The organism is Motiliproteus sediminis, from assembly GCF_017912535.1.
Classification (GTDB): Bacteria; Pseudomonadota; Gammaproteobacteria; order Pseudomonadales; family Balneatricaceae; genus Motiliproteus; species Motiliproteus sediminis.
The window spans coordinates 123,105-140,683 of sequence record NZ_JAERQK010000003.1; the positions used below are offsets into that span (position 1 = coordinate 123,105).

The window sequence follows — 17,579 nt, forward strand, 5'->3', positions numbered from 1 at the left end:
GACCTGATGATCGATGCTTTGAAACAGTTTTTTGGCACTCAGCTGGATACCCGCAGCGGAAGCCCTGTCGATGAACAGCAGGCGTTGAAAGTCGCCACCGCCGCGTTGCTGATCGAAGCGTCGCGGGCTGACTATCGTATTGACGACACCGAACAGCATGCGGTGCTGCAGGGGCTTAGATCACGCTTCGGGCTTGAGGACGCGGCCATCGATGCAGTGCTGGCGCTGGCACGACAGGAGGTCGACAAGTCTGTTTCGCTCTATCCCTTTACTCGCCTGATCAACGAGCACTACAGCTCTGAACACAAACGGCGCCTGATCGCGATGCTGTGGGAGGTGGCCTTTGCCGATGGTGAGCTGGATAAGTATGAGGACCACTACATTCGCACCGTGGCTGATCTGATTCATGTCTCCCACAGTGATTTCATTCGTACCAAGCTGCAGGTGGCTGAGCGACTTGGCGTTGCACTGCCTACGGGCTCTCGACCTCAATAACCACCGGTGGGTTTCCATCCCCGCGGCCTGCGCGGGTGGTTACAGCGGCATCGTGCGGCGGCGGGTATCGGAGCGGAGCGGACATACTTAGCTGCGGCAAGTCGGTGCTTCAAAGCTCGTTTTCATAGTGGTTTGATATTCCCTGTTTCGCCTCCCGGCGACCTACTTCTTTATCAGTCGTGATAAAGAAGTAGGCAAGAAAGCACTCGCCCGCAAAAGCCGCCCTACGGGACCTGCGCGCTGAACACCCTCAAGGGCGTCCAGTGCTCGTCGTCTTTCGAAGGGCCGGGGGTGCCAGCCGCACTCCGGGTGCCGTTATCTGCTTTTCTGGCGTGAGTAGGAATGCAGTAACTCGGCTGCGACTTAACCCCTTTGGAGCCGACGAGCACGGCGACGGGGATTCGATCAGGCCCGCGCAAAGCGCGGGGCGAGGCATGGACGCCGAGCCGGATTGCGGCACAGGCATGTGCCGTTCGATCCGCCAGAATCACCGTTGCCGCGCGCAGTGGACCCGTAGGGCGGCGGAACCAGGGGAGCATAAGGCACAAGTAGTTCTTTCTTCCCCTGTTCTTTGGAACGTTTGCCAAAGAATAGGGCCGCCCGAGTGGGCGGAACAAAGGCTTTCAAGCAACACAGCAAATGAGCTTCAAACGCCATTGATTGAGTCGCTTCTCAGCCGAGCAAAAATGTCCGCTCCGCGCCGTCAGCTGCCGCCTCATGGCCACAAAAAAGGCCAGCGTGAAGCTGGCCTTTGCTAGTGTGCTGCTCCCTTAGGCGCGGGCAGGTTCGCCCATCAGGGTATCGTCATCATCAGCCTGAGAGGATGGCTTGGCTTTCGCTTTGCCGGTCCAGTAGTCGGCGTTTTCAATCCCCAGTTTTTCTGGATCAAAGCTGTACTCGCTGACCCCCGCTTTCTGCTGTGCTTCGTAGTCCTTCAGTGCTTTCAGCGCCGGCTTGGCCATAAAGAAGATCGCCACGATACCGACGATATTCAGCCATGCCATCAGGCCGACGCCGACGTCACCCAGCCCCCAGGCCAGATTAGCGGTTTTGATCGCGCCATAAAACGTGGCACTCATCAGGCCCACCTTCAGGGCAAGCGTCAGGCCGGGAATGTTAAGGCTGCGCTTGATATAAGCAACGTTGGTTTCGGCGATGTAGTAGTAAGCCAGAATAGTGGTGAAGGAGAAAAAGAATAGTGCCAGGGCGATAAAGGGTTTGCCTACGCCCGGCAGCACGCTCTCTACAGCCATCTGGGTGAAGGCCGGGCTGTTGGCGGCGGCGCTGGCGGTGATGTTCTGCACCAGGAAACTGTCACCCATACCGTGCACGTTGTAGGCACCGGTGATCAGAATCATCAGCGCGGTAGCGGTACAGACGAACAGGGTGTCGATGTAGACCGAGAACGCCTGTACCAAGCCCTGCTGCGCTGGATGTTGAACCGAGGCTGCAGCGGCGGCGTGCGGGCCCGTGCCTTGGCCGGCTTCGTTGGAGTATACGCCCCGTTTTACGCCCCAGCCGATGGCTGCGCCAACACCCGCCATGGGCGTAAAGGCGTCACTCAGGATCATGGCAAAGATACCGGGCAGGGCATCGATATTCAGGGCCACGATGACGCAGGCGATGATGATGTAGGCCAGCGCCATAAAGGGCACGATCACTTCGGTAAAGCGGGCGATCCGCTTGACCCCGCCAAAGATGATAAAGCCAAGGATCAGTACCACGGCCAGCCCTGACATGATTTTTGCCGAGCTCAGCTCGCCCATGCCGGTCTGGATCATCTGACCGGGGCCGAAAGCCATCTCTACCGCGTTGCCGATGCTGTTGGACTGCACCCCCGGCAACAGCAATCCGCAGGCGAGGATGGTGGCCAGCGCGAAGATCCAGGCGTACCACTTCTGGCCCATCGCCTTTTCGAAATAGTAGGCCGGCCCGCCACGGTATTGGCCGTCTTGCTCCTCCTTGTAGATCTGCGCCAGGGTGGACTCGATATACGCGGTGGCGGCGCCCAGAAAGGCAACCACCCACATCCAGAATACGGCGCCGGGACCACCAAAGCCGATGGCAGCAGCGACACCGGCGATGTTACCGGTGCCGACGCGGCCGGACAGCGACACGGCCAGGGCCTGAAACGACGAGATCCCCTTGTCGGAACTCTTGCCTGAGAACAACAGGCGCCACATCTCGCCGAAGTGGCGGATCTGCACGAAGCGGGTCAGGATGGAATAGAAAAGGCCGGCGCCAAGGCACAGATAGATCAGCGCGGGGCTCCAGATAATGCCGTTCATAAAGTCGACAAAGGCTTGCATTCAACGGTTCCTCTAATAGCGGTTGTATGCCTCTCTGGCGGAGGCTTGCCCAAAGCAGCGGCGGATTATACGGCATTCGATGAGGAAAATTTACAGTGGTGATCAGAAAAATTTACGCTGCTGGCAGTGCCAGGGGCGCCTTTCATGCGGAAGTTCGCGGTGCGGATGGTTCTCCTTTCAGCTGAGCTTTTATTGGCAAAGATCTACGGAATAGTCGGCGCTGTCAGGTGTTGGTGTTTCTGGGTTGCCGTGCCGATACCGGCCACTATTTGAGGAGATGGGCTATGAATTGGTTGAAGGGTTACTGCCGCACCCTGTGCGGCGCAATAATGCTGGTACTGGTGCTTCCATTGCAGGCCGAAGAGCGCCCGATGGGTTTTTTTGTGACCAGTGTGGGCATGGGCAATGGTGCCGATCTTGGCGGTCTGGAAGGCGCTGACGCCCACTGCCAGAAGCTGGCAGCGGCGGCGGGGGCCGGGGAACGCGTCTGGCGCGCCTACTTGAGCACCGAGCTGCCGGACAAGCGAGGAGTGTCGGCGCGTCACCGGATCGGTAATGGTCCCTGGTACAACGCTCAGGGGGTGCTGATAGCCGCCAATCTGACCGATCTGCATCTCTATAACAAAACCATCACCTTGGAAACTGCACTCGATGAACAGGGGAACCGGATCAAGGGGCGTTACGACAAGCCCAACGAGCACGATATATTGACCGGCAGTGGCGATGACGGCATGGCCTATTTCCCCGATGAACAGGACCATACCTGTAATAACTGGACCAGCAGCGGCGAAGGCAGTGCGCAGGTGGGGCATCATGACCGCCACGGCGGCGGCAACGTCTCATGGAATTCAGCCCACGCCAGTCGCGGTTGCAGTCAGGAGGCACTGGCGCGGACCGGCGGCGCCGGAAAGTTTTATTGTTTCGCGGCGGACTAAGAAACCGCCGACACCCTCTTTTTGATGGGTAGCGACAGCTGCCAAGCTGGCACATGGATCGTGTAGGAGGGGGAAACCATCCCCCTCCCCCTCCCCATAAGTGCGGTTAACGGCTGGAGTAATTGCCACGCGAGTGACGAAAACAGGTCGGAAAGGTGACAAATGTCACAGTGGCAGCGAGGCGATGTGCGACTGATTCTTTATATTTCAGTTAGTTAATCAAGTGCGCAGATTGGCATCGATGTTGCGATAGCTCCGGTACCACTAGCAAGAATCAGGAGCTAAACATGATCAGTTTGACCGACAACGCACGTAAGGCGGTTCGGCGTTTTATTCAGGGGGCGGATGGTGACGCCAATGCGCTGCGGCTGCGGATAACCGGTGGCGGTTGCTCCGGCCTTGCCTACGAAATGAGTCTGGAGGCCGCGCCAGCGGCGGATGACCTGGTTGTCGATGCCGGGCGTTTCAGCGTGCTGATCGACCCAGCCAGCCAACCCCTCTTGGCCGGGGTGACGGTTGATTTCGTTGACGCGCTGTCGGGGTCGGGTTTTACCTTCAGCAATCCTAACGCGGGCAGCGAGTGCAGTTGCGGCAAATCGTTTACCGCCTGAACTTTGCCCAGAGTTGTGCCGGTTTCAAGCCGCGGTACGCTCGTAGCTTAGGACGACGCCCTTGAATGGGCGTTCGAGATACGAGGTGTCGTGCGGGTGGTTCTGGCAGTGGCTGAAACCCCGGGCGATCATCATTTTGCTGAAGCGTGCATGGTGTCCGCGGCCGGGGTCGACCATGACTACCTGACAGGCCGGCCTGGCGTGCTGGTCGATAAACCCGGCCAACAGGATGGCGTGCTCCTGTTCGTAGAGCAGGTCGCTGCCAATGATAAGGTCGAACTGACCGAGGCTGCTTTGGGGGTCATCCCAGCCGGTGCGCACGAAGGGAATGGGCTCGCCGGCATTGATGCGCACATTTTCAGCCAGAAAACGGCCCGCTTCGGGGTGGTAATCGGTAGCAGTAATATCGGCGTTGCGCTGGTTAAGCAGCAGGCTCGACAGGCCGATACCGCAGCCCACTTCGAGAATCCGTTTGCCCTCGATCTCCTGCACCAGCATCTGGTTTGCCAGCACCTCACCGGAGGGCCAGATGATGCCAAACAGAGGCCAGGTGGCCGAGGATATTCCCAACGACTCGGCGATGCCCAGGTCGTCCTGATACTGCTGATTATCGCGCAGGGTGCGCAGGTGAACATCGTAGCTACCAACCTCGAGGGTCTGGTAGCGCAGCCGAAGAGCGGACATGGGACGGTCTCTGTCAGGTGAACGCAGTTCCCTCACATCGGACCGATTCGCTACGCAATGGCGTTATTGTACGCGCTGCCCCGATAACTGGCGAATATATATCCAGCGGGCGGGCTCAGGGCCCCTTGTTAAGGCTTTGTTGCGCCTGGCGAATCTTTTCCTCTTTCCAGCTGCGGTGATCACAGATCGCCTTGACCACCACCTCGATGTCGTCGGTGATGGTGACGATATCAAGGTCCTCGGGCGAGATCAGGCGCTGTTTCAACGGTGCAGTTTTGAGCCAATCAATCAGCCCCTGCCAGAACTCACTGCCGTAGAGTACCAGCGGTAACGGATAGATTTTCATGGTTTGCATCAGGGTGAGAGCCTCGAAGAACTCATCGAGCGTGCCGTAGCCGCCGGGCATGCACACATAGCCCACCGAATATTTGATAAACATCGCCTTGCGGGCGAAGAAGTAACGAAAGTCGAGAGACAGGTTTTGATACGGGTTGGGGTGCTGCTCCATCGGTAGCTGAATATTGAGCCCCACCGATGCAACCCCGGCGTCGCGGGCGCCGAGGTTACCCGCTTCCATGATGCCGGGTCCGCCGCCGGTGATAATCGCAAACCCCTCTTCACCTAAGCGCTGCGCCAGAGCGCGGGCTTGCTGGTAATAGGGATCCTCGGGTTCGGTTCGCGCGGAGCCGAAGATGGTGACCGCCCAGCCCAGATCGGAGAGGCGATCATAGCCTTCGGTAAACTCGGCGAGAATGCGCAGCAGGCGCCAGCTCTCTTCACCTTTTATGTCCTCAATCATCGCGGTGGGCTCCGTCGCAGGCTAGATTCAGGGAGTATAGCGGCTTACAGGTCGGCGCTTCAGCTGGCATGGTGCTGAAACGGACCGACGCCAGCGGGGCGACGGAAAAGCGGATAGAACCTGTCGCGGTAAGCGCTGCTTATCAGGTCGGGCCCACCAAGAAGGCGCTACCGGGAGTAGTGCCTTTCTTACTTGGCTTTGAACGGGGCGTTCTGGCTGCGGCGTCAGACGTACAGGTCGATATTCTGGCCAATGGCTGAGCTGGGGTCGACTTGGGGTACCGGCGGAATCAGCTGCAGCAGTTGCTCGCCTTGCATCTCCAGCGACTCTTTCAGCAGTTTGGCGGTGACATTCTCACGCATGCGTGCGGTTTCGATAGTCGCCATGGCGGGCGCGAGGGCTTGACTGACATCCATCATAGGCCTCCCTTAAGGGCGATTTTTCGGACAACGAGGTGACACTTTAGCACGCCCGGAGTCTGATAACCTTGAGATAAGGCAAAGAGCCGTCATTCAGGAGAGAGGTATGAGCAGTCAAGGGGGACTCATAGCACGCTACACTAGCGACCTGCCACCGGGGCGAGTGGAGTGGATCGGCCTGCGTGAGGAGCGCAAAGGCGAGATCCGGGTGGTCGATCAGGTGTGTGCGCTAGAGGGGCAGGGGCTGGAAGGAGATCGTCGCTGTCAGGGGCGCCCGGGTAGTGGGCGTCAGGTTACGTTTATCAGTCGCGAGTTTATCGCTCAGATCTCCCTTTATCTGGGGCGTGATGCCATCGATCCGGTGATTTTGAGACGCAATATCCTGGTATCCGGGATCAACCTCAACGCCCTGCGGCATCAGCGTTTTGCGATAGGGGAGGCCGAGTTTGAGGCAACTGCGTGGTGTCACCCCTGCGCGCGGATGGAATCGGTGTTGGGGCCGGGCGGTTTCGCGGCGATGCTGGGGCATGGTGGTCTGTGTGCCCGCATCAGCAAAACCGGCATACTGCGAGTTGGCGATGCCTTGATCAGACTTTAATGCGCAGCAGTGGTGTCGTTAAAATCCGCAATACGCTTATCAGGAGACCCCATGTCAGAACCCTCTGTTGCCATTGTCAGCAAGCAGGCCAACGCCTACGCCGACGCACTGGCGACCAGCCTGACGACAGCACCGTTAACGTTCACCGAGACCCCGGCGGCTAGCGCGCTGGCAGAGGTGCCCGTGGTCCTGGCCGACCCGGATCTGATCGCGCCGCTGGTGCCCCGGCTGCCTGATCTGCGCTGGCTGCAGTCCACCTGGGCGGGCGTAACCCCGTTGATACGCCAGCCTGCCCGGCACTACCAGCTGACCAACATTCGTGGCGTGTTCGGTCCGCTGATGGTGGAGTACGTGTTCGGTCATCTGCTGGCCATCGAACGCCAGCATCGCGACCATTATCACGCAACCCGTCAGCAGCGTTGGCACCCGGTTGAGCCAGGTGTCTTGCGAGGCAAAACACTGGGGTTGATGGGCATGGGTAGCATCGGCACCGCGCTCGCCGAGGCCGGGCGATTTTTTGGTCTGACAGTACTTGGCTATTCGCGCAGCGGTGGTGCTCATCCAACATTGGAGCGCGCCTATTGCCAAGGCCAGTTAGCGGAGATGTTGCCTCATTGCGACTATTTGGTGGCTTCATTGCCGAGCACGCTTGCTACCCGCAACCAGCTTGATGGCGAGGCTTTTTCGGTTCTCAAACCGGGAGCGGTGTTGATCAACGTGGGACGCGGTAATCTGATTGACGAAGAGGCCCTGATACAGGCGCTTGGCAGTGGCCGGTTGCGTGCGGCGGTGGTGGATGTGTTCAGGCAAGAGCCGCTGCCATCCTCGCACCCGTTGTGGCAGACGCCCAATCTACTGGTTACCTCCCATACCGCCGCGCCGAGCCGGGTTGCCGATATAGCGCCGATTTTTATCGATAACTACCACCGTTTCAGCGCCGGCATGCCGCTGCTTCACAGGGTGGACTTCGAGCGTGGTTATTGAGTCGACAGTCGCTGAGCTATGCTGTAAGTAGGCCTGTTAGGCTAGGGGAAACAGAGCTTTCGCCGGGGGGGATGATCATGGGTACACCGACTAAATATGAGTTGCAGCGCGCGCTGGCGCGTGCCGCGCATCTTCGCGAAAGCGGACAGGATTGCTACTTTATCGGTAAAGCACTGCTCAACGGTCACTATCGACTGGAGCATCTGGAAAAGGTGTTGGCACTGACCGAAACGTACCTCAAATTTGGTCAGGACGAGCAGGAGCATGGCCGGCTGTTGAAAGCGATTGCGGAGTATCATCGGCTGTGTGAACGCGGCGAACCGGAGGCTGAAGGATTCGGTCTGGAATAGTCGCGCGAGATCGTTCGAAAGTCGTAGTTTTTTTAGACTAACGGATTGGTGCAATGCAGCATGTTGGCTGCTAGTCTTGTACTCGTGGGCAGAACCACGTACCGGTGGCGTCACAGGCCGGCGTCAGGTGTCTGCAGCGAGAGTGGTATGACCTGTTTTAACTCCGAATGTCTGGGTAATAGCGACTTTGAGCGTATTGCACGCCATGCTCGTCGTCGTTTTGTCGAGGGTATCGATACCGTCACCCTGATGCAGGGTGCCAGCAGTGAGCGCGAGCGGCGAGAGATCGCACTGGCCGCGCTGCTGGATCTTGATGAGGCTACCATCGCCGGGATTGAGCTTTTCGCCTGCGACAGTCTGCAGTGCCGCGCGCGGGAGTACCGACAGCGCCTGCGTCGTCTGTTGTCGCTGGAGCAGCCGCTGATCGCTGTTGGTTTTTAACTCCGTTTGCCGCCGCGGCTGTCGATGCGGGCCATGATGGCCGCCATCTCATCAGCCTGCGCCTGTTGTTGCGCTCTCTCCTGAGCCAGTCGTTCGATCTTTTGCTGCTCTATGGCGGCGCGTAATTTTCTCTCTTTGTCGCTGTTTCGTACCCGCCCGGTGGGCAGTTTCTCTGGACCGTCCATACTGACCGCCGGCGTGGCTGTGCCAACCGTTGACGCCTTGCGTTGCGCTGCTGAGCGCTTGGGGCTGGCCTGGCTTGGTTGCGGCGTAGTGTCGCGGGTTGCACGCCGGGTCGGCCGGGTGCGGATCCCCTGTAGCGATAGCGCGTCATGTTCAGTCAGCGCTTCTTCAGCCAGCTGACGCAGTTCGCTCAGCGACTCGGCTACCGCCCACTCCCGCAACTCAAAACTGTTTTCGCCACAGTGGCGGATATCACTGAAAAGGTCATCCTCCAGGCCTTCATGGGCCGCAGCACAGAGCTGTCCCCAGCGTCGTTGCGGGCAATCTTGGGTGGTGCCAACGTAAACTTGCCCCGATAGGGTGTTGGTGAGGGTAAATACGATCACGGGAGTTTGTTCCTACTGCGAGTACAACCAGACCGGGGTCTGGCCCCGCTCGAAAGGGCGCGTATTATAGAGCGCACTAATCCGATTGCCAGTCTTGTCATCGGGGATATTTCCGGGTAGTGCCCGGATGGGAGCGCCACTGTTAACCTGATTGATCAAGAGCTCCGCCAACGTTCACCCGATGTGGTACACGCGGGACTATGGCGCGTGATCCTTGACTATGCCTGAACCACGTCTGCTGGTTTGCGGAATGAGATGAGGATTAGCGGTGAAATTTGTGTGCGTTTATGGCATAAATTGGCAAGCGTTTACAAAGGAGTGTGATCATGCGCAGAGTAACCCTGGTGCTGGATTACCAGATCGATGGCCAGCCCCTGAAATCAGTGGCTTTCAAAACCCTGCAACAGCGCCTGAACAACGCTATCCCGGCGGCGCGCTGGGCTTATCTGGGCTATATCGGCAACCGTTTCTGTATGGATAGCGTGGTCAATGAACAGCGCTTTCAGGAGGTGCTTGAGCAAGCCAGCCAAGTGGCGTTTGTGCGCCGAGTACTCGACGAACCCTGGCCAGCCAATCAGGAAGGCAGCGACTGAGCAGCGCTAATATTGACCAATAAAGCGGGGCCGAGGCCCCGCTTTTTGCGTCTACTGGCGATCGATCAGATCAGGTTGTAGACGAACACGACCAGCACCCCGATCGGGGTCACGTAACGCAATAGCCCGTACCAGATCCGGAACATGGCGCTGTCGCCCATCCCCAGCTCGTCCTGCACGCTGTCACGACGCAGTGCCCAGCCGGCGAACAGCGCAACCAGCAAACCACCAAGGGGCAGCATGATGTTGGCGGTCAGGTAATCGAGCAGGTCGAAGATGGTTTTGCCTTCGAAGGTTGCGAACATGCCCAGCGGGTGAAATCCGGACCACTCGTTCAGCGACAGAATGGTCAGCAGGCCCATGGTCCAGATGGCGGCGCCGGCAACCAGAGTGCTGGTGACCCGGCTGATGCCCTTGTTTTCCTCAACCCAGGAGACAACCGGCTCCAGCAGGGAGATCGCTGAGGTCCAGGCGGCGAACACCAGCAACACGAAGAACAGGGTGCCGAACAGGGTACCGCCCGGCATCTGGCCAAAGGCCAGTGGCAGGGTCTGGAAGATCAGGCCGGGGCCTGCTCCGGGTTCGAGACCGTTGGCGAACACAATCGGAAAGATCGCCAGACCTGCCAGCAACGCGACCAGGGTATCCATCAAGGAAACGGCGATGCTGACCTTGGCGATGGAGACCTGCTTGGGCAGGTAGGCACCGTAGACCATCATCACGCCCATCCCCAGACTGAGGGTAAAGAAGGCGTGCCCCATAGCCGTCAGTACCCCTTCGGTACTGAGCTTGGAAAAATCCGGGCTGAACAGAAAGCTGACGCCCTGGCCGAAGCTGTCGGTGGTAAAGGCGTAGCCGACCAGCATCAGTAGCAGTACGAACAACGCCGGCATCAACCAGGTGGTGGCCTTTTCCAGACCGGCGCGCACACCGCGTGCGACCACCACCATCACCAGCGCCATGAACAGGGTGTGCCATAGCAGCAGGGTCGAGGGGCTGCCCAGCAGGTTGCCGAACAGCGCGCCGACGGCGTCAGCATCGGCACCGGCAAAGGTGCCGGTAGCGCTGGTGCCAACGTAGGAAACAGCCCAACCACCGATCACCGAGTAGAACGACAGGATAATGAACGAGCCGACCACGCCGAGCCAGCCCAGCCCCTGCCAGCGGGCCGAGATTCCGGCTTTGGCTGCGAGGTTCTTCATGGTGGTGATGGGGTTGTGGCCGCCGCGGCGACCGATCATTACTTCGGCCATCATGATCGGCAGGCCGATCAGAGCGATACAGAGCAGGTAAACCAGAACGAAAGCCCCGCCACCGTTTTCACCGGTGATGTAGGGGAACTTCCAGATATTGCCAAGGCCCACGGCTGAACCGGTAGCAGCGAGCACGAAGGCAAAGCGTGAGGACCACAGGCGCGGCGCCTGTTCGCCGCTGGCGTCGCGGGTAAGGGTGGTTGAAGTGCTGGACATCGATCTCTCCTGAGTTGTTATTGTTGTGGGCGCCCCGATCTGTCGGGGCGTAATCGGATGGGGTTAAAGGCGGAAGCGTTCCTCGGCCAGTTGGTTGGCGATCAGCGCGGTCGCCAGTTGCTCGCGCTCGGCGCGGGCAAAAATTTCACTGAGGGTGGGCCCGATCTGTTCCACGTGGCTGCGAACCCGGTCAGCGTCGTAGCCCTGACGTTCGTAGCAAACGTCGATAATGCCACCGGCATTGATGACGAAATCGGGGGCGTAGAGCACACCGCGGTCGGTCAATATCTGGCCATGCCGTGCTTCAGCCAGCTGGTTATTGGCGGCGCCTGCAACGATCGGTGCGCGCAGGCGCTCGATGCTGTCATCGTTGATCACCGCACCCAGGGCGCACGGGGCGTATACATCGACGTCGAGGTCGATAATCTCGTTGGAGTCCACGATCACCGCGCCCAGTTCTGCTTTGGCGCGCTGCAGTTGCTCCGGATAGATATCGCTGACCCACAGCTTGGCACCCGCGTCATGGAGGTGGCGGGCGAGGCGGAAGCCAACGTTGCCCACGCCCTGGACCGCTACCCGCAGTCCGGTGAGATCGTCGCGCCCCAATTTATGCTTTACCGCGGCCTTGAGGCCGATAAAGGTGCCGTAAGCCGTAGCGGGTGAGGGGTCGCCGCTGCCGGTGCCGCCAAGGAGGCCGGGGCGGGTTTGCACACCGGCGACGTGGTCGGTTTCCAATGCCATGACCTTCAGGTCCTGAACGCTGGTACCGGAGTCTTCTGCGGCGATGTAATGGCCGCCCAGTTGCTCCAGAAAGCGCCCCATGGCGCGTAACAGTGCTTCGCTTTTATGCTGGCGGGGGTCGCCAATGATGACGGACTTACCGCCCCCGAGGGGAAGGTTGGCCAGGGCTGATTTATAGGTCATGCCCTTGCTGAGGCGGAGAACATCACGCAGGGCTTCCTCGTCGCTGGCATAGGGCCACATGCGGCAGCCACCCAGGGCGGGGCCGAGGTTAGTGTTATGAACGGCGATAATCGCCCTGAGGCCAGAGGCTTCGTCATGGCAGAAGTGGATGGCTTCGTGGTGATCAAATTCAGGATGGCTGAAAACATTCATGGAGTGTCTCCGGGTATCGATTTTTGGTGGAACGGGTGCAGGGTGCGGCTAGGCGCGTGGCACCGGACCGGGAGATAGCGATAGCTGGAGAGCAGGGCGGGGCTCCGCGCTGAGGGCGCAGGGCCGAATCGAGAGTACAGCGTTCATATCAGGTTCCTTTACCGTCACTGGATCGCAGCGCGGTGCAGTTTTTTGTTGTTATCCCGGAGGTAACCGGTGCTTGCTGGTTCGCCCTTGTGAGGCGTGGGGTTACGCTAATGCAAGTTTACGTTAACGTCAATGTTAAATATTAAACGCTCGGTGAAAATAATGGCCGCGCCGCTTTGGATCATCCTCTACGCGCTTTGAGCGCGCGCGCTGCAAGGGTGAAACCGCCGTCGGCCCCGTCGACAAAATGGATATGCTCACTGCGCTGCAGATCGAATACCATGCAGGTCATCAGCGCTTGAGAGGCGCGGTGACAGCCGTAGTCGAGCTGGCCAGCCTCGGCTTGCTGTTGGAGCCAGGCCTCGATCTGGTCCGCTTCATCGCTGCTGCAATCTAGGAGTAACCGCAGGGTGTCATCGAAGCGGCGAAAGTCACTGTTTCGGCGAAGCTCATCCCGATAACGGCGGGGATTGAAGTGCCCTGCGGAGAGATTAAGGCGATTAAGGCAAACATGAACCAGGGTGCTGAGGAGTACTTTTAGCGGCCACAGCCAGTGACGATGCCGGCCGCGGCCGGCGCGGATCTCGGCACCCAGCCCTGCTGGCGGCCAGCGCCAACGGAGGTTGTCGGCGCGCACCGGCCGGTGGTTGAGGTCGGTGCCGCCCAGCAGTTGGTTGATTGCGGTTAACACCGGTTGGTAGCCGCTGTGGATGGGATCGGTCGGCGGGGCGCTAACCTGCACGATCAGGCTGAGCATCACCCCCTTGCTACTCTCCAGCGGTTCAAGTCGGCAGGAAAGGCCGGAAAGGTCGGCGGCCGATGGCGGTTGCGGTCGACGGTAGTGATAACGCTGGTCCGTTTTGATCATCTGCTCCGCCAGTGCACTGGCGCCGCCGGAAAACAGCGCCAGGCTGTTACCGGGGGAGAGCTGCAGTTTGGCCACCCGCAACCGGGCACCATGCTGGCGGAGGGTGCGCAACTGTACCGAACCAACACGCAGGGTCAGGGCAAACTGCTGCTGTGCCAGGGTGCGCAATCCAGCCAGTGCGCTGAGTGCGTTGTCGATAGCGCAGGGCGGTACCAGCAGGGTGGCGCCATCGCCGCCAAATACATAACCGATGTTGCTGCGATCGCTGGCGTTGAGTACTGCGCTAATGCAGGCGGCCCCCACCAGATTGACCGCTTTATAGCGTCCTGCATCAATCGCTCGGGTGGAGTTCTCGATGTCGGTAACGATCAGGTGCCAGTCGTCAGGCGCCGGGGCAAAGCGTCCTTCGTCGAGGGTGCGGGCAAACTCTGTGGTTGCAGGCAGATTGGCGTAGAAACGCTGGGTATCGGCTGGAGTGGGCATCGCGCGTCCTGTTACTGGCTCAACCATAGGCTAACCCGCTGCGGCGCGCCAGAGTGGCGGTGTTGCAGCGTATGAGGTTAAGGGGTAGGAGGGTTGCCCCCTGGTACGGACGAGGCGTCCCGTTCAGCGTCAGGGGGAGGCGGTTAGCAGCGCGGTGGTGGGTATCGGCACCTGGGCCAGCAGCGAGGTTCCCTTATCGCCGCTTTCCAGGTGCAGGGAGCCATTGATCGCGTGACAACGCTCGCGCATTCCGTTGATGCCAAAGCCGGCCAGCTGCTGTTGCTTGCTGACGTCAAAGCCTTTGCCGTTGTCGCGCACCACCAGTTGCAGGGTGCCACGGTTGAACTGCAGTGACACGGCGACCTGGGTCGCCGCGGCATGACGATAACTATTGTTCAGGGCTTCCTGCGCAATCCGGAACAGGCTGATCTCGATCTCTCCTGCCAGTCTTGGTAGCGGGGGGAGGTCCAGCTCGACATTGCAGCCCTGATCCTGCAGCTGCAGCAGCACCGGCATGTGGCCGATCGCTTCGCTCAGGCCGAGATCGTTGAGCGGCAGTGGGCGCAGGCTGACGATGCGGTTGTACACCACATCGTACATCTCTTGTGCGCGGTGATAGATCGACTCGGCACCTGGATAATCGGGGTGATCCCTGCCCAGACGTTGCAGAATAATGTGGGCTTCGGTGCTGACCGCCGCCAGCGTTTGCCCCAGTTCGTCGTGAAGCTCCTGGGCCAGATGCTTGCGCTCCTCCTCCTGCAGGTGGAACAGCTGGTGCAGCAGCGATTTGTTCTGGGTCATCAACTGCTCAAGACGCAGGTTGCTTTGTTCCAGTTCGACGGAGCGTTGGTGCAGTGACTGATTACTCTGCTGTACTTCGCGGTGGGTTGCTTCCAGCTCGTCGCTGTAGCGCTTGAGCGTCAGTCGCGAACTGTCCAGTTCATTGACATGATGTGCCAACAGTTTGATCACCTGATTGATCTCGGCCACGACTCCGGCCTTGGGTAGCTCTTTGCGCTGGTCTGGTGCGCGGGTGTAGTGCAACAGATTCACCAGCGGCTGCAGGGTGAGCTTAACCGCTACCATGCTCAGCAGGATGGCCAGCAGGGTGCCAAGCGTGAGCGCCGATATGGCTTGGCCGGTCATCCGCGCTGCCAGATGATCGGCGCTGTCGGCCGGCACTATCGTGACCAGTTGCAGGACTCCGGTTTCGTGATCCAGGCGGATGCCATCGGCGCGGGCGTAGAGCGAGCCGGTGCGGACTCCGGTATGGCTGTGCTCCAGCGCGGCAGCAACGGCGGTCCGTTGGGCTTTGTCCAGGCGGGTGTTGCTCACCAGAATGCGGTCTTGATGGGTGAGTGCCACCGTCAACCTGAAGCCTCCCAGCGCGGCGTTGAGTTTGTTGAGCAGGGCAAAGTTATCGCTGAGCAGGGTTGCCGCATAGAGGTAACCCAGCACTCGGCCGCTGCCGTTCTCCAGTAGCGGTTCACGCGCCATCAGACCGATCTGGTCCAGCGAGTCGCCGCTGCTGAACAGGTGCCAGCGGTAAAGGGGATCGTCGAACTGGCGAATCAGCTGTTCGCAGTTGGCGCGGAAAAACGGGTCGCCGTGGTCGTGGCACTTTCGGTTGTCCGCCGTCGCCAGGATCAGGCGGTCAAAGGCCCGCGTCTGTCCCTGGCCTTCCAGCACCGTCAGGCGCTGGTGCAGCTGCTGAAAGTCGGCGAGGCCCGGGCCGATATCCAGCTCCTCCTGATTGATCAGCTGGGTGAGCTGGCTGTCGATGCGCTCAAGGTGACCGTTGAGCACCGCCTGCAGTAGCGCGCGGCTGAGGGCGAAGGCGCTGTCACGTTCCCGTGTCGCCTGCTCGTCGGCGTGCTGGAACTGGACGCCCAGCAGAATGCCGCTGAGTATCAGGCAGCCCATCAGTACCGCGCCGCCGAGCAGGGTGAAAATTGAGATGCCGCGTTTCACGGTTGCTCCCTGCTGTGGGGGAAGGCGAGGGCGCGCAGGGCGTTCTGAATGCTTGCCGGTTGTTGCCGGGTCAGGGGGCGCATCTCGCCGCTGTAGACCTGTGGTACGGGCAATCCCAACTGGTCGTTGAGAATGGCTTCGGCCATGGCAATGCTGCTCTCTTCATTGAGGCGAACGACGGTCAGATCAAGCTCGCCGCGGGCGATCGCATCCAGCTCTTCAACGCCGCCGCCCCAGCCGTTTACCCGGATGCGGTGCTGCACCCCGCGCTCTTTCAACGCCGCCTGGATACCGAAGGCGACGTCGGTGGAACAGGCGTAGAACAGGTCGATATCGCTGTTCTGGTCAAGGGCGTCGAGTGTCGCCAGGCGAGCGCTTTCCTGATCGGCGGCGGTATAGTAACGCGATACCACTTCAGCCCCATGCAGCTGCGCCAGCTTGATAAAGGTCTGGCCGCGCATGGCACTGACATAGCCGCGATCACGAAATATGACGCTGATCCGTTGCGGGGCCGGCTCGGTGGGGTTGACGAACAGGGTGTCGGCCAGAATTCGGGTGCCCTGCTGATGGTCGAAGCCGGTGTAGAGCAGCGGCGGGGCGGTTTGCCAATCCCGTAACGGGGTAGTGATGTTCTGCAAGATCAGCTTCGGACGGCCTCTTACCAGCAGACGCTCGATCACCTTGCGATGGGCCGGCGAGTCGAGGGTAAAAATCAGGTAGTCGGGATCGCTCTGCAGTGCGTCACGTAGCTGTTGCTTGAGTTCGGTTTCGTCCAGTACCGGGCGGGTGAAGAAGCGCTCCAGTTGGTAGTCCAGCCCCAGGCGGTCAAGGCGGTGGGTAAACACCTGCAGGCTGCGACGCCAGTAGTCCGATTTTTGCTGGGCCGGGTAAACCACCGCTATGCGTATCGGCGGGAGATGTTCGGGCGCCTGGCGCGGCAAATCTTGAACCTGGGTTCGTAGCTGCCGGGCCAGAGTCAACTGCTGCGGATTCTCGTTGTAAAAGTCATCCAGAAGCTGGTAATCGTCCAGCGCAGCGGCGGCCAGAGGCCAGCTCAGTAGCCACAGCAGTGCCAGCCAGCGGGTGGGTGAAAAAGTCATCGGCCCTATTCTTTGTGTGGAAAAAGGGCGTAATTTACCGTTTTTTAAGCGTCGCGTCTGCCGCCATTTAACGAATGCGGATCGTTGTCAGCCAGCGCTGTTGTGGATCGACCGGTTCGATATCCCATTGCCCCAGCGGCGGTTCATGATTCTCCGGCGGCGACGCCAGCAGATTCAGGTCGACGGCGTTGGCGGTGCCAACAATATGGTCGCCTTGCCAGCTCAGACGGTAGTAGATGCCGTTCCAGAAATCAGCACCGAACTCGCCCGGGCGCTTGAACAGGAACAGCAGGTCATGCTCCAGCCAGCGCAGGTCATCAGCGCTGATCAGGCGTGGGCTGGCGTAGGGGTAGGGCAAGTGACACCAGAGCTCTTTACCTTCCAGGCACTTCATCTCTTTCATGGATAGAAAGTGATCGGTAAAGCGGCTGTGATCAAGGTGAAGGCGATACTTGTACCCTGTTTGCTGGGCAAATAGGTTCAGCGAACCGATGGCGATCGCATCGCCGTGGTTGTCGAGCAACTTGATTGTCAGGGTGCGGTTGTTGTCAGCCTGACCCGGTGAGGAGAGCAGGCAGAGGAAAAACAGAACGGACGCAAAGCGGAGCATGGCAGCGTTCCTGGCAGCATGATGCTCC

The 17,579-nt window shown here is 59.8% G+C and carries 19 protein-coding genes; 8 read left to right on the forward strand and 11 right to left on the reverse strand.

The window, feature by feature from the left end; genetic code table 11:
- The first annotated feature begins 6 nt into the window (after positions 1-6).
- Positions 7-495: a tellurite resistance TerB family protein gene (locus JJQ76_RS07420; RefSeq protein WP_210396139.1), complete on the forward strand. Its 489-nt coding sequence runs from the start codon at positions 7-9 to the stop codon at positions 493-495.
- Positions 496-1,265: 770 nt separating this feature from the next.
- Here the strand turns inward: JJQ76_RS07420 and JJQ76_RS07425 are convergent.
- Positions 1,266-2,804, reverse strand: coding sequence for an alanine/glycine:cation symporter family protein (locus JJQ76_RS07425; protein WP_210396140.1), 1,539 nt, complete (start codon positions 2,802-2,804; stop codon positions 1,266-1,268).
- 284 nt (positions 2,805-3,088) lie between these two features.
- Between JJQ76_RS07425 and JJQ76_RS07430 the strand changes: the two genes are divergently transcribed.
- The gene (locus JJQ76_RS07430) at positions 3,089-3,739 is read left to right on the forward strand and encodes a hypothetical protein (protein WP_210396141.1); all 651 of its coding nucleotides are present in this window, start codon (positions 3,089-3,091) and stop codon (positions 3,737-3,739) included.
- A 287-nt stretch (positions 3,740-4,026) separates the two neighbouring features.
- Positions 4,027-4,350: a HesB/IscA family protein gene (locus tag JJQ76_RS07435; protein ID WP_210396142.1), complete on the forward strand. Its 324-nt coding sequence runs from the start codon at positions 4,027-4,029 to the stop codon at positions 4,348-4,350.
- A gap of 24 nt (positions 4,351-4,374) precedes the next feature.
- Here JJQ76_RS07435 and JJQ76_RS07440 read toward each other — a convergent pair whose 3' ends face one another.
- From JJQ76_RS07440 to JJQ76_RS07450, 3 genes are all read right to left on the reverse strand, one after another.
- A complete protein-coding gene (locus JJQ76_RS07440; protein ID WP_210396143.1) occupies positions 4,375-5,034 on the reverse strand; it encodes a class I SAM-dependent methyltransferase in 660 nt (219 codons plus the stop codon).
- A 115-nt stretch (positions 5,035-5,149) separates the two neighbouring features.
- The gene (locus JJQ76_RS07445) at positions 5,150-5,833 is read right to left on the reverse strand and encodes an LOG family protein (protein WP_210396144.1); all 684 of its coding nucleotides are present in this window, start codon (positions 5,831-5,833) and stop codon (positions 5,150-5,152) included.
- 224 nt (positions 5,834-6,057) lie between these two features.
- On the reverse strand, positions 6,058-6,249 hold the full coding sequence (locus JJQ76_RS07450) for a hypothetical protein (protein WP_210396145.1): 192 nt from the start codon (positions 6,247-6,249) through the stop codon (positions 6,058-6,060).
- Positions 6,250-6,358: 109 nt separating this feature from the next.
- Between JJQ76_RS07450 and JJQ76_RS07455 the strand changes: the two genes are divergently transcribed.
- The 4 genes from JJQ76_RS07455 to JJQ76_RS07470 all read left to right on the forward strand — a co-directional run bounded on the left by JJQ76_RS07455 (position 6,359) and on the right by JJQ76_RS07470 (position 8,625).
- Positions 6,359-6,850, forward strand: coding sequence for an MOSC domain-containing protein (locus tag JJQ76_RS07455; RefSeq protein WP_210396146.1), 492 nt, complete (start codon positions 6,359-6,361; stop codon positions 6,848-6,850).
- Between the two features lie 51 nt (positions 6,851-6,901).
- Positions 6,902-7,834, forward strand: a complete 933-nt coding sequence (locus JJQ76_RS07460) for a D-2-hydroxyacid dehydrogenase (RefSeq protein WP_210396147.1) — start codon at positions 6,902-6,904, stop codon at positions 7,832-7,834.
- Between the two features lie 77 nt (positions 7,835-7,911).
- On the forward strand, positions 7,912-8,184 hold the full coding sequence (locus tag JJQ76_RS07465) for a hypothetical protein (RefSeq protein ID WP_210396148.1): 273 nt from the start codon (positions 7,912-7,914) through the stop codon (positions 8,182-8,184).
- A 147-nt stretch (positions 8,185-8,331) separates the two neighbouring features.
- Positions 8,332-8,625 (forward strand): hypothetical protein, encoded by a 294-nt coding sequence (locus JJQ76_RS07470; RefSeq protein WP_210396149.1) that lies wholly within the window; start codon positions 8,332-8,334, stop codon positions 8,623-8,625.
- Here the strand turns inward: JJQ76_RS07470 and JJQ76_RS07475 are convergent.
- Positions 8,622-9,194: a GIY-YIG nuclease family protein gene (locus tag JJQ76_RS07475; RefSeq protein WP_210396150.1), complete on the reverse strand. Its 573-nt coding sequence runs from the start codon at positions 9,192-9,194 to the stop codon at positions 8,622-8,624. The two genes, JJQ76_RS07470 and JJQ76_RS07475, sit on opposite strands and share 4 nt — an antisense overlap.
- A gap of 326 nt (positions 9,195-9,520) precedes the next feature.
- On the opposite strand from JJQ76_RS07475, the gene JJQ76_RS07480 reads away from it, so the two are divergent.
- Entirely contained in the window at positions 9,521-9,787 is a 267-nt protein-coding gene (locus JJQ76_RS07480) for a hypothetical protein (RefSeq protein ID WP_210396151.1), read from the forward strand.
- 65 nt (positions 9,788-9,852) lie between these two features.
- On the opposite strand, the gene JJQ76_RS07485 is transcribed toward JJQ76_RS07480, so the two are convergent.
- The 6 genes from JJQ76_RS07485 to JJQ76_RS07510 all read right to left on the reverse strand — a co-directional run bounded on the left by JJQ76_RS07485 (position 9,853) and on the right by JJQ76_RS07510 (position 17,551).
- Entirely contained in the window at positions 9,853-11,256 is a 1,404-nt protein-coding gene (locus tag JJQ76_RS07485; protein ID WP_210396152.1) for a sodium-dependent transporter, read from the reverse strand.
- Between the two features lie 63 nt (positions 11,257-11,319).
- Entirely contained in the window at positions 11,320-12,372 is a 1,053-nt protein-coding gene (locus JJQ76_RS07490) for a Glu/Leu/Phe/Val dehydrogenase dimerization domain-containing protein (RefSeq protein ID WP_210396153.1), read from the reverse strand.
- Between the two features lie 328 nt (positions 12,373-12,700).
- Positions 12,701-13,870 carry a DUF3095 domain-containing protein gene (locus JJQ76_RS07495; RefSeq protein ID WP_210396154.1) on the reverse strand — a complete coding sequence of 390 codons (1,170 nt, stop codon included), beginning with the start codon at positions 13,868-13,870 and terminating at the stop codon, positions 12,701-12,703.
- Positions 13,871-13,999: 129 nt separating this feature from the next.
- The gene (locus JJQ76_RS07500; RefSeq protein WP_210396155.1) at positions 14,000-15,841 is read right to left on the reverse strand and encodes a LuxQ periplasmic sensor domain-containing protein; all 1,842 of its coding nucleotides are present in this window, start codon (positions 15,839-15,841) and stop codon (positions 14,000-14,002) included.
- Positions 15,838-16,941, reverse strand: a complete 1,104-nt coding sequence (locus tag JJQ76_RS07505) for a substrate-binding domain-containing protein (protein ID WP_210396156.1) — start codon at positions 16,939-16,941, stop codon at positions 15,838-15,840. The genes JJQ76_RS07500 and JJQ76_RS07505 overlap by 4 nt, the downstream gene beginning before the upstream one ends.
- A 67-nt stretch (positions 16,942-17,008) precedes the next feature.
- Positions 17,009-17,551 carry a hypothetical protein gene (locus JJQ76_RS07510; protein ID WP_210396157.1) on the reverse strand — a complete coding sequence of 181 codons (543 nt, stop codon included), beginning with the start codon at positions 17,549-17,551 and terminating at the stop codon, positions 17,009-17,011.
- Positions 17,552-17,579: the final 28 nt, after the last annotated feature.

Coding starts and splice junctions, on each gene's coding strand:
- JJQ76_RS07425 (WP_210396140.1), bottom strand. CDS start 2,804: ATGCAAGCCTTTGTCGACTTTATGAACGGCATTATCTGGAGCCCCGCG.
- JJQ76_RS07445 (WP_210396144.1), bottom strand. CDS start 5,833: ATGATTGAGGACATAAAAGGTGAAGAGAGCTGGCGCCTGCTGCGCATT.
- JJQ76_RS07455 (WP_210396146.1), top strand. CDS start 6,359: ATGAGCAGTCAAGGGGGACTCATAGCACGCTACACTAGCGACCTGCCA.
- JJQ76_RS07480 (WP_210396151.1), top strand. CDS start 9,521: ATGCGCAGAGTAACCCTGGTGCTGGATTACCAGATCGATGGCCAGCCC.
- JJQ76_RS07460 (WP_210396147.1), top strand. CDS start 6,902: ATGTCAGAACCCTCTGTTGCCATTGTCAGCAAGCAGGCCAACGCCTAC.
- JJQ76_RS07465 (WP_210396148.1), top strand. CDS start 7,912: ATGGGTACACCGACTAAATATGAGTTGCAGCGCGCGCTGGCGCGTGCC.
- JJQ76_RS07435 (WP_210396142.1), top strand. CDS start 4,027: ATGATCAGTTTGACCGACAACGCACGTAAGGCGGTTCGGCGTTTTATT.
- JJQ76_RS07450 (WP_210396145.1), bottom strand. CDS start 6,249: ATGGATGTCAGTCAAGCCCTCGCGCCCGCCATGGCGACTATCGAAACC.
- JJQ76_RS07510 (WP_210396157.1), bottom strand. CDS start 17,551: ATGCTCCGCTTTGCGTCCGTTCTGTTTTTCCTCTGCCTGCTCTCCTCA.
- JJQ76_RS07440 (WP_210396143.1), bottom strand. CDS start 5,034: ATGTCCGCTCTTCGGCTGCGCTACCAGACCCTCGAGGTTGGTAGCTAC.
- JJQ76_RS07430 (WP_210396141.1), top strand. CDS start 3,089: ATGAATTGGTTGAAGGGTTACTGCCGCACCCTGTGCGGCGCAATAATG.
- JJQ76_RS07485 (WP_210396152.1), bottom strand. CDS start 11,256: ATGTCCAGCACTTCAACCACCCTTACCCGCGACGCCAGCGGCGAACAG.
- JJQ76_RS07490 (WP_210396153.1), bottom strand. CDS start 12,372: ATGAATGTTTTCAGCCATCCTGAATTTGATCACCACGAAGCCATCCAC.
- JJQ76_RS07505 (WP_210396156.1), bottom strand. CDS start 16,941: ATGACTTTTTCACCCACCCGCTGGCTGGCACTGCTGTGGCTACTGAGC.
- JJQ76_RS07470 (WP_210396149.1), top strand. CDS start 8,332: ATGACCTGTTTTAACTCCGAATGTCTGGGTAATAGCGACTTTGAGCGT.
- JJQ76_RS07495 (WP_210396154.1), bottom strand. CDS start 13,870: ATGCCCACTCCAGCCGATACCCAGCGTTTCTACGCCAATCTGCCTGCA.
- JJQ76_RS07420 (WP_210396139.1), top strand. CDS start 7: ATGATCGATGCTTTGAAACAGTTTTTTGGCACTCAGCTGGATACCCGC.